This is a genomic window from Thermovirga lienii (genome assembly GCF_036847465.1).
GTDB lineage: Bacteria > Synergistota > Synergistia > Synergistales > Thermovirgaceae > Thermovirga > Thermovirga lienii.
The window spans coordinates 31,917-41,875 of sequence record NZ_DAITZW010000012.1; the positions used below are offsets into that span (position 1 = coordinate 31,917).

The window sequence follows — 9,959 nt, forward strand, 5'->3', positions numbered from 1 at the left end:
CGTGATATATTAGATGCTAGATATAGGACATTTCATATCCTATATTTTACACTCAGATTTTGTCAAGACATTGCGGCGAAATAATATCTCAAGTTTAATTCTTTAAAATAAAGCTTTATACTATGAGCAAAAGGGAGAGATGGGTAAAGATGAAGCAGGTAAGCATCCTGAATAATGTAATAGGACCGGTAATGAGAGGGCCATCGAGCTCTCATACGGCAGGTCCCTGGAGAATTGGCAAGTTGGCGGTTGATTTGCTAGGGGATAAACCAAAGAGCGCTACTTTTTTTATAGACCCCAAAAGCTCTCTTGCTGTCTGCTACCACGACCAGGGAAGCGACCTAGCGTTGGTTTCAGGAATCCTAGGCAAAGATTTAACCAATCCCGACTTTTTTAATGCTCTAAAACTGGCTCCAAAGGAAGGCCTTACCGTCTCTTTTAAGCTGGAAAGCTTCCCGGAGGCCGACCACCCAAACAGCATTTTTGTGATTCTGGAGGGTCATGGCGGTTCCATGGTCAGGATGCACGCCAAATCTATCGGAGGTGGCTCTATTGAGATAACATCGGTGGATGATCTTCCCGTATTGATTAAAGGAGACAGCCATGAGGTACTGGTTGAAATGGCACCAAATTCATCGGGCACAGATGCATCGACTATACTCAGCAAGTGGGCACAAAAACTAAAGAACATAAAAAAACAAGATAAAAGTGCGCTGCACGGTTCTTCTCCATCAGCTCCTCCAAAGGAGCTCTTAGAGGAACTTAAAGGTTCTCCCGAAGTAGAAAGATTAAGGTACGCAAGACCCGTAATGTTCCCCATAGCTGGCAAGGAAATGTTCAAGGACCTTAAAACCCTGCTGGATTTAGCGAATGAAAACAACTGGACATTGGGAGATGCAGCTTTGTTTTATGAACATAACATTTTACAGATTTCTATAGACACATTGAACGAGGAAATGAAAAAACGCCTCCACATAATGCTAAATGCCGTCAAAGAAGGGCTAAATCCCGAAAAAATATCTATGAGACTCCTGAAACCTACCGCTCAGAAAATAATGACAGCAATAGAATCGGACGGGGTGTTTCTTGGAGGCACTCACCTAAAGGCCGCATCAAGAGCTATGGCAGCCATGCATGTGAGCAGCTCAGGAGGAGTAGTATGTGCAGCACCAACTGGTGGCTCCGCCGGCCTTATCCCTGGTGTCATGGCTACTTTGATGGAGGACATGGGCCTATCGGAGGACGATGCGGTGCGATCCCTGTGGGCCGCTGGTGCCGTTGGCCTACTCCTCGATCAGAGAAGCACCTTCGCCGCTGAGGTAGCAGGATGCCAAGTAGAAATAGGAGCAGCGGGCGCCATGGCTGCGGCCGCTGTAGTAGAAGCAGCAAAAGGCAGCGCAGGCCAAGCTTGCGATGCAGCGGCCATCCTTTTTCAAAACGTCATGGGATCGGTGTGCGACCTGATTCAAGGAATCGTTGAAATCCCCTGCCACACAAGAAACGCAGCCTTGGCTTCCCAAGCTTTTTTGTGCGCTGATTTGATTTTAGGGGGATATCAAAATCCCGTGCCGCTAGATGAAACCATAGATGCAGTAGACAGCGTGGGAAGGATGCTGCCAGAGGAACTGCGCTGCACATCAAGAGGCGGCATCGCTATTTGCCCCTCCGCTTTAGCCTTACCTCGCCTGGATCTGCAAAAACAATAAATTCCTATAGATAAAGGAGGTAACCATCATGCTTCTCATAAGTGGAGATATGATAAGAAAAGTCTACACCATGAAGGAAGCCATTGAGGCCACTAAAAAAGCCTTCATGCTCTTCTCGGAGGGGCTGACCGACGTTCCTTTGAGGACTCACCTGGCAGTAGAAGAGCACAACGGAAGAGTCCTTTTCATGCCCGCCTACGTAAAAGGGGATTTCGACGCCGTTGGAATGAAGGTGGTCTCCGTCTATTTCGACAATCCATCCAAGGGGCTTCCGGCCATACCTTCCATGGTTGTTCTGGTTGATTCCTCAACGGGGATACCCAAGGCCATCTTGAACGGAACGGTCCTCACGCAGATGCGAACAGGGGCCGCGAGTGGGGCAGCTACCGACCTCTTGGCACGAAAGGACGCAAAGATAGGAGCAATATTTGGAGCAGGAGGTCAGGCCCCCTCACAAATAGAGGCGATGATAACCGTAAGGCCCCTTGAGGAAGTTAGGATATACGATCCAAACAAATCAAGAGCTCTTGATTTGATAGACAGAATAGCCTCCACTTTCCCCTTCAACCAGGTCCGTCTCGTGGCAACCGCCTCTCCCGAAGAGACCGTAAAAGACGCAGACGTAATAACAACTGTCACCACCGCAAGGGGTCCGGTCTTCAGCGCCAAAGATATAAAGAAGGGAGTCCACATAAACGCTGTAGGGTCCTATACCCCCGATATGCAGGAACTTGATCCAGCTATCTTCAGCAAATGCGACAAACTGTTTTTAGACTCCAAGGATGCCGTACTGGAAGAGTCAGGAGATTTGATAAAACCTTTAAACGAGGGATTGCTCTCGGAAACGCAAATAAGCGGAGAGATAGGAGAGATCGTAGCGGGCAAAAAACAAGCCAGAGAAAGCGAAGAAGAGACAACCATATTCAAGACAGTTGGAATAGCTGTCCAGGACGTGGTGGTGGGAGAAGAAATCTACCAAAAGGCAATACAAGCAGGCATAGGAACTAGCTTTGAACTGTAAAAAGAGGGGAGGCCTTGCCTCCCCTCTTTTTACACACACTTATATGCACGCCGGCTCGAAGAAGAGCTCTCCCTCCTCGAAACGGGTGAACCTGAAAACCGACACATCTATAAAGGGCTCCTGGCCCATTACGATCTCAGACATTATCCTTCCTATCGAAGGAGCGAACTGGAGACCATGGCCACTCCATCCACAATCAAGGTAGAATCCCTCTACGGGAGTGGCTCCCACTATTGCCTGTTGGTCAGGAGTTATATCGTATGGGCCCGTCCACTGTCGAACTACCCTCACCTCTGACAGACACGGCATCTTGGCCAGAACTCTACGGGACACCTCAAGCAAAAACTCCCATGACGACTCGAAACTGGTGTCCTTTTTTTCGTTAGGATTACCCCAACCAAGCATGAAGGTGCCATTAGGACACTGCTTGAAGTAACTGCCATCGTCAAGACACAAGGTCATAGGGTGCTTCATTCTCTCTATGGGTTCTGTTATCAATATTTGGTGTCTTTCCGGCACAATGGGAACATCAAGGCCCACCCATTTAGCCACCTCCACGCTCCAAGGCCCCGCAGCACATACAATGGAACCCACATCCCAGTCTCCCTTCGTGGTTTTTATACCTGTGACCTTGTTCTCTTTAACTTCAATCCCCGTAACCAAAGTTTGAGTCTGTATCACCGCGCCAAGTCTCTTGGCGGCATCAGCGTAGGCAAACGTGAGAGTGTGGGGGTTTATGTGTCCGTCTTTCTCGTTCCAGCTTGCCCCCAACATTCCCTCTGTGTTCAATCCTGGAGCAACCTCTTTAATCTCTTCAGGCGTAAGAATTTTGGAGTTTATACCCAAGGAGTTCTGAAGGGCAACGTTCTTTCTAAGCTGCTCGAGCTGGGATTCACTGTAAGCGATCCACAAATATCCTGATGGATCGTACTCCAAATCGGCCTCGTACTCCAACTCTTCCTGGAGGACCGGAAACTTCTCCAAATTATATAAAGCCAACCTGCAATTTACTTCCGTTCCAAACTGCTGTCTTATGCCGGCAGCACTTCTGCCGCTCCCTCCCGAAGACAAGTAATCCCGCTCGAAAAGCACGACTTTCAAACCCTCTTTTGCAAGGTGCCATGCCACAGAACAACCGTGAACTCCCCCTCCTATTATCGCCACATCCGCCGTCTGTCTAGCCATTTCGTACCCCCCCCCGCACATAGACAAAAATTTCAAACATGTATATATTTGTATTTGTGTGTTATTGCTTTATTTTATAACCTTATAAAACTAACTTCAATACAAATTTTCAAATATTGTGTATATTTTGAACTAAAATAACAAACATGAAACCATACAAGGAGGGGTTTAAATGGAAATAACCAGGGCCACAGCAGTAGTAGACAGCCATACTGGAGGGGAACCCACTAGAATAATTATCGGAGGTGGTCCTTGGCTTAAGGGAAAGACCATGCAAGAGCGGTGGAAGTACTTAAATACCCACCTCAAAGACTTCCGGGACTTCGTAATGCACGAACCCCGAGGACACTCGGACATGTTTGGTGCCTTTCTAACACCACCAGAACGGGAGGATTCTCACTACGGCGTGCTCTTCATGGATTCAGGAGAAGGTGTGGCCATGTGCGGTCATGGATCCATAGGAACCGCTTACACGCTGGTAGAACTTGGAATGGTACCCCGAACCGAGCCTGTGACAAAAGTGGTGTTAGACACCCCTGCAGGCCAGATAACCTTGGACGTAGAGTACCAGGATGGAAAAGTAGGAGAAGTAACTTTGGCTAACGTTCCAGCCTTCGTATATGCCACCGATGTGGAAATTCCTTTGCCATCCCTCGGAGGCAAAAAGGTCCGCCTTGACATTTCTTACGGCGGGAACTTCTTCGCTATAGTCAAAGCGGAGGATCTGGGCTTTTCATTGGAAAGGGAGGAAGCCCCCGAACTTTTGCGCATCGGGCAGGAAATTCTCCAAGTCATAAACGAGCAATACCCGGTAGCGCACCCCACGGAACCCCATATAAACTACGTAGGGCTTGTTGAGTTCTCTTTGGAGAGAGATGGTGCTCCAACCAAAAACTGTGTGGTCTTCGGAGAAAGCAATGTGGATCGTTCTCCCTGCGGAACAGGCACCTGCGCGAAAATGGCCCTCCTTGCCTCAAAAGGCAAATTAGCACCTGGCGAAGTTTTCCTCCACGAAAGCATCATAGGGAGCGTATTCAAAGGATATTACAAACCTGGCCCCAAAATAGGAGAGTTTCAGACCATATATCCCTTCATAAAAGGGCGGGCGAGCATCACCGGATTCAACTTCCTAGTCAAACAAAAAGACGATGAAGTAGGTAATGGCTTCTTGCTGCCCAGATAACATTCCTTTTCATGTAGGTTTGCGTCCTGCAGGGCGCAAACCTACATGAAGCTCTTCAAGGAAGGACCACATCTCCGTATATGTTCACTCTCTCCCTGGACTTTCCCACACAGAACCTCCTCATGTTTATACCGTTAGGAAGAATCTTCATGGCCAAAACTGAGTCCTTGGGGCTTCGAACGTCCATCACAAGGTTTTCACCCAACCTAAGGGGTACCAAAAGCACCCCCCTACCCACCCATAGTCTGTCTTCGTTCTCACTCTTGATCGTGAAGATCTCTCCTTTTATTGGCTTCAATCTCTTGCCAGTTTCTTTATCGTAGAGCGTCAACTCTTCTACGCTATCGCAAAAAACAGCTACAAATCCATAATCCCCGAAGCCATCCAAAAAAGCCTGTATTATCTTTAGAATTTTTATTTGGGCATTGCTCAATTGTTCCAGAGAGGAGGGAACTTGCCCCGCTCCTCCAGCATCTTTCAACAGCTCTTCAGCGTACAACCCGCCCACAGTGGCAAGGAAGCTCTCCTTGAACGACCGTAATGACCTTATAATCTCCAAATCCGAGATCTCTTCAAAGGGCTTCCCCTCCGCTGCAGCGGCTAAAGTTTTCAACCTCTTCAATTTGGCCTCTGCCGAAGGCGATAATTCCTCCGGCACAGAAAACAACTCCGAAAAAGCCTTCCCCAAGAGAAAAGCCCCCTCCTCTATTTTGCCCTCTCTAAAAGCAAGCTCTATGTCATAAGATGGCTCCAACATGTATTCTCTTGGAGAAACTGCTCTGAAGAACACTAAAAGGGGAAGAAGGGAAAGCTTATCCTCTTGATCCTCCAACTGAGGATGGACAGAAACCCTTTCTTCGTAGGTGCTCATTAACTCATCATATTTGTTGTCTTCGTCCTCAAAATGAAGTGTTATGCGAAACTTGTAATTACCCCAACTCAAGGGGGTAAAACCCGGGAAAACATTGGCATCCATTTTCTCTTGCATATCCTTGGAATACATGTCCCTTTTCACCAGCACCCATTGAGAGTCCCCTTGTCTTACCAGAGTAAAATCTGTGGGGTCAAAACTCCATTCACTATTTTCAACCACAACTCCACTAGCCCTGTCCAAAAGCCCATTCAATATCCTTTCATTTTTGGGGTTTTCTGAAGGAATAGGCTCAAACTCCACAGGTTCTATCTCCAAAACCGGCTTCAATCTGTAGGACTTCAATAAGGAATCCAAATACCCCTGCCCATCCGCATTATCCTCGAGGATCAGTTTCAAAGGTACGTAGGCCCCTGGAATAGGATTTTCACTTCCAGCAATCTCCACGCGCCCAATATTGGGCTCAGCCCCAACTTTAAAAGTTTGCATGTCGTACAAATTCATTTCAGGAACCTCAACTATGACGTTTTCCTCAAAAGGAGATTTCAATTCTTCGTCATAGTTACACTTATAAAGAACTACATACTCTTTGCCATATTGGACCTCTAGGGATATACGATCCTTTACCCATGGTCCTTCAGAAGAAAGGGAGAACAAACCATTCCCGCTCGTGGCCCGCAAAGCAACCTTGCAAATGCCTTCCTTAGGCCCCTTACTTCCTCCATCTACGCTAAAATAAATCCTATTGTAAAAAGCCCTGCCTTTCGGAAGAAATTGGTTCTCAACCCTCGCCCTAAGCACCGATGGAAGCTCAAGCTTGATCTTTATTTCCTTTACTGCTTCAGTCTCCTCTTCCTCCAATAAAATGCTCACCTCATTGACGCCAGGATCATTAACTTCCAACTCTTCTGCTTTCGGCGGAGTAAAGATAATGGAACTTCTGCCTAGTGGGTCAGTAGTTATGTAAAGGGTCTCTTCATTGGCAGCAATAGCATTGGAAGACCAAACTTCTCCTATTTTGGGTTTCCTTACAGCGACTCTAGCGTTGGGAACGGGTTTATCTTTTTCTTTAACCAGAATGTTTATGATCACAAAGGTTTCACTGTTCAGATTTAAAGCTCCACTCTCACCTTCCCTCAAGCTGCAAGATATTAACAACTCCCTTTTTTCTTTTCCTTCCTTGGAAACACTACCATCGCCCACCTGCTTTGTGCTCCCTTTAAAGAAAACTTCGGAGGCTGAAACGAAGGCTTCGAAAAACTGGTCGCATATTTCCTTCCTTATCTCCTTGGGTATGGTCACTTCAGGAAAGATTATGGTTACCTTGTAGGTCCCAACAAGAGAAGATCGCCCGGGAATCGCAACGAAACAAACTTCCTTCCCATTATCGGTTCTTAAAAAAATCCCATCTTTACCGCTAGCTTCAAAAACTTCTGCACCTTCCTCAATTTGAAAACCATGGACGGAATACTCCCACTTTACACCGAAAGCCTTTCTCTCTTCGAAAGGGACTTTTTCATCTTCGCTCCTTACCTTATACGGAGCGCCGTATATCTTTGCAATGCTGCCCACAAACTCAAAGGTCTTGTCTTCTCTTCTCGGATCAACGTGTAGTTGTACCTCGGTATAAGGTTCATCCATCCAGGAATAGCTCATGACTGGAAGACGATCGAGGAAGGCTTTCAAAAAGATAGCCTTCCTTTCCTGAAGAGCTTTGGATGCTATTTTTTCCACTTCCCTTTTATGGGTCTCCAGTTTTTTTTCCACGCTCGCGTCTCCTGGCCAATTGGTATCGACAAATCTTGACAGCACCATAAGAAAAGGTAGGTCCATTTCCCTCTCGTAACGTTTGGCCGTCTCTATTATTTTTTCATTATAAGTAAAAACGTCTTCCCTCCTCTGCAACGCAACCTTCTTGTCGTAAGTGTTGGAGGGCCTAAATTGAGAGTCCTTCAGCTTAAGCATATATTCCTTCGTTCTCAAAGAACCTTTTATATCTATCCATGCCAAAGGGAATATATCCTCCATGTAGCGCTCCAAAAGAAAAACAGGCAAGCCCTCCACCGTCAGGTGGGAGGCATCGAACCACTCACCGTAGTCCCAACCGTTATATATATTTCTGGCCCAATACTCTGCAGGATTGTTTATCTGAAGAAGCATCTTTTCTTTGATCTCATCATTTAAAACATTTTTGTAATATCTACTTTTCATTGCCCTCAAAGACCACTTTACACCTATTTCGTGAATCTTCTTGAAAGGTTCAGGCCATCTGCTGGGATCCCCTCCAAAACGGCTCAAAAAAGACTTTTTTACGTCTTCAAATTGAACGGTCCTCATTTTGACCAAGCTCTCTTCAATGGGTACTTGAATCATGTTCCCAGGTTTACCCAAACCCCATGAAGGGGCCTGGGACACACAAAAAAGGTTCAGAAATACCAAGAAAAAAACTATTACCCTTATCAAGACGACCTCTCCTTTATGGCATTCCCAAGCTGCCACAGAATTATTTTCAATTATATGACATAATATAGTTTGGGAGGTGGGATTAAACATGGCGCGCAAAACCTATATGTTGATAATTTTACTTTTCGTAATTTGTCTTGGAGCCTTTTCCTTCTTCTGGTCCCGCATTGAGACCAAAGTCGAGGCTATACAGATAGTGAAGGAACATTACCTCCCAAAGGAACGCCTGGAGAGTTTCGTCTCAAGGGTAAGCAAAGAAGGAAAGTTTAAGCTCATAGGCTGGGACATAAAACCGACAGAAGAAAAACACACCTTCGTCGTCAGCTACACTCTAAACCGCCTGGATAAAGAGGGCTTCAAGACTGGGCCCGTTGAAGGATACTGGTTTGAAGTAAACACTCAAAAGGGAACATGTAAACAAATTTTCCCGGAAGGTACTTTAACTCCTTCGGAATAACCTAAGGGAGGTGGCCGTATGTACTTTTTCAAGTTTATCGCTCTCGTTTTGGGAGTCATAATGATTACTTTGGCCCCTATAATATGGACACTCAAGGAAAGATTCAGGACTTTTCTGCTTACTCACATCCTGCCGGAAGAACAGCCCTTTTGGCTGTGGGTAAGCGGAGCAATAAGCGTCCTGATCGTCGCAATAACGTGGTACATGGAAGCTACCACAAAGGTTCCTTTCTCGTGGATCATAACTATACTGGTAACTTTAGCACTGCCCAAGAGCTACTTCATGCTTTTTCAATACGAAAAGACACGCAAAAGGATACTTCCATTAATAAAAAATGATGTTCTGTTCTTTTGGGGCTACAGCATTTTTATCTATGTTCTAGGAGTGATCATTTTATCCCTAGGTATGTTTTCCCTGTAGCTTGAAAAAAGTTGAAGGGCCTATGTTAATTCGGCCCTTCAACTTGAAGCACAAGACCTATATTTTTTTATAAAGGACATAAGAACCTTACTGATCCTTCGAGTCAGCCGTTATGGCCATACTCTCCACCCATCCGTCTTCAAGGTCATCCAGTAGATTTCTTAGCTCCTCCACTCCGTCCTCCATGAAACACTCCAAGCCTGAAGTACAGTTAAGGTTGGATATTATAACTTTGGTTTCTTCTTTCATGAAATGCACCCCCCTTGTTCAATATATCCAACATAACTACTAGTCTGAATTTTCAATTTTTGTTATTATATATTTTAGCATACTAATAAGAAAGAGCAAAGAGCTGAGGAATGAAAGACTCACGGTAATATGTCAATACCCTAAAACTGGAAAATAAAATTATTGGGGCAAAAAAAGACAATAATATCCCTAGCCAATTATCATGGAAAAAATTGGCACAAAAGAGGTCAAATAAGTTTTAATAACAAAATTAACTCCTCACCGTCCCTTTGTAAATTTGGCCTTTGCTCAGCAGCGCAAAGACCAGCCTAACAAATTTGCGGGCAGTCAATACCAGCGCTCTCTTATGCTGTAGATGAGCCTATATTTCGTTCCGTCTACTTTGGTAAAGTGAAAGAGATAAT

Annotated in this window: 8 protein-coding genes; 5 read left to right on the forward strand and 3 right to left on the reverse strand. The window is 45.6% G+C overall.

Annotated features, from left to right (window positions below; translation table 11 throughout):
• The first annotated feature begins 149 nt into the window (after nt 1-149).
• Together V7Z69_RS05070 and V7Z69_RS05075 are read left to right on the forward strand one after the other, a co-directional pair.
• Nucleotides 150-1,706 carry an L-serine ammonia-lyase, iron-sulfur-dependent, subunit alpha gene (locus V7Z69_RS05070; protein WP_014163710.1) on the forward strand — a complete coding sequence of 519 codons (1,557 nt, stop codon included), beginning with the start codon at nt 150-152 and terminating at the stop codon, nt 1,704-1,706.
• Between the two features lie 28 nt (nt 1,707-1,734).
• Nucleotides 1,735-2,727, forward strand: a complete 993-nt coding sequence (locus tag V7Z69_RS05075; RefSeq protein ID WP_014163711.1) for an ornithine cyclodeaminase — start codon at nt 1,735-1,737, stop codon at nt 2,725-2,727.
• Nucleotides 2,728-2,766: 39 nt separating this feature from the next.
• On the opposite strand, the gene V7Z69_RS05080 is transcribed toward V7Z69_RS05075, so the two are convergent.
• Nucleotides 2,767-3,912 (reverse strand): NAD(P)/FAD-dependent oxidoreductase, encoded by a 1,146-nt coding sequence (locus tag V7Z69_RS05080; protein WP_014163712.1) that lies wholly within the window; start codon nt 3,910-3,912, stop codon nt 2,767-2,769.
• Between the two features lie 172 nt (nt 3,913-4,084).
• Between V7Z69_RS05080 and V7Z69_RS05085 the strand changes: the two genes are divergently transcribed.
• Nucleotides 4,085-5,095: a proline racemase family protein gene (locus V7Z69_RS05085; protein ID WP_014163713.1), complete on the forward strand. Its 1,011-nt coding sequence runs from the start codon at nt 4,085-4,087 to the stop codon at nt 5,093-5,095.
• 55 nt (nt 5,096-5,150) lie between these two features.
• Here V7Z69_RS05085 and V7Z69_RS05090 read toward each other — a convergent pair whose 3' ends face one another.
• The gene (locus V7Z69_RS05090; protein ID WP_334138923.1) at nt 5,151-8,357 is read right to left on the reverse strand and encodes a hypothetical protein; all 3,207 of its coding nucleotides are present in this window, start codon (nt 8,355-8,357) and stop codon (nt 5,151-5,153) included.
• A 160-nt stretch (nt 8,358-8,517) separates the two neighbouring features.
• On the opposite strand from V7Z69_RS05090, the gene V7Z69_RS05095 reads away from it, so the two are divergent.
• Nucleotides 8,518-8,886 carry a hypothetical protein gene (locus V7Z69_RS05095; RefSeq protein WP_014163715.1) on the forward strand — a complete coding sequence of 123 codons (369 nt, stop codon included), beginning with the start codon at nt 8,518-8,520 and terminating at the stop codon, nt 8,884-8,886.
• A gap of 18 nt (nt 8,887-8,904) precedes the next feature.
• Nucleotides 8,905-9,306 carry a hypothetical protein gene (locus tag V7Z69_RS05100; protein ID WP_014163716.1) on the forward strand — a complete coding sequence of 134 codons (402 nt, stop codon included), beginning with the start codon at nt 8,905-8,907 and terminating at the stop codon, nt 9,304-9,306.
• Between the two features lie 87 nt (nt 9,307-9,393).
• Here the strand turns inward: V7Z69_RS05100 and V7Z69_RS05105 are convergent, their stop codons facing one another.
• Nucleotides 9,394-9,555, reverse strand: coding sequence for a hypothetical protein (locus V7Z69_RS05105; RefSeq protein ID WP_014163717.1), 162 nt, complete (start codon nt 9,553-9,555; stop codon nt 9,394-9,396).
• Nucleotides 9,556-9,959: the final 404 nt, after the last annotated feature.

Excerpts from the sequence above, each read along its gene's own strand:
- V7Z69_RS05070 (WP_014163710.1), top strand. The coding sequence starts at position 150 with ATGAAGCAGGTAAGCATCCTGAATAATGTAATAGGACCGGTAATGAGA.
- V7Z69_RS05075 (WP_014163711.1), top strand. The coding sequence starts at position 1,735 with ATGCTTCTCATAAGTGGAGATATGATAAGAAAAGTCTACACCATGAAG.
- V7Z69_RS05080 (WP_014163712.1), bottom strand. The coding sequence starts at position 3,912 with ATGGCTAGACAGACGGCGGATGTGGCGATAATAGGAGGGGGAGTTCAC.
- V7Z69_RS05085 (WP_014163713.1), top strand. The coding sequence starts at position 4,085 with ATGGAAATAACCAGGGCCACAGCAGTAGTAGACAGCCATACTGGAGGG.
- V7Z69_RS05095 (WP_014163715.1), top strand. The coding sequence starts at position 8,518 with ATGGCGCGCAAAACCTATATGTTGATAATTTTACTTTTCGTAATTTGT.
- V7Z69_RS05100 (WP_014163716.1), top strand. The coding sequence starts at position 8,905 with ATGTACTTTTTCAAGTTTATCGCTCTCGTTTTGGGAGTCATAATGATT.
- V7Z69_RS05105 (WP_014163717.1), bottom strand. The coding sequence starts at position 9,555 with ATGAAAGAAGAAACCAAAGTTATAATATCCAACCTTAACTGTACTTCA.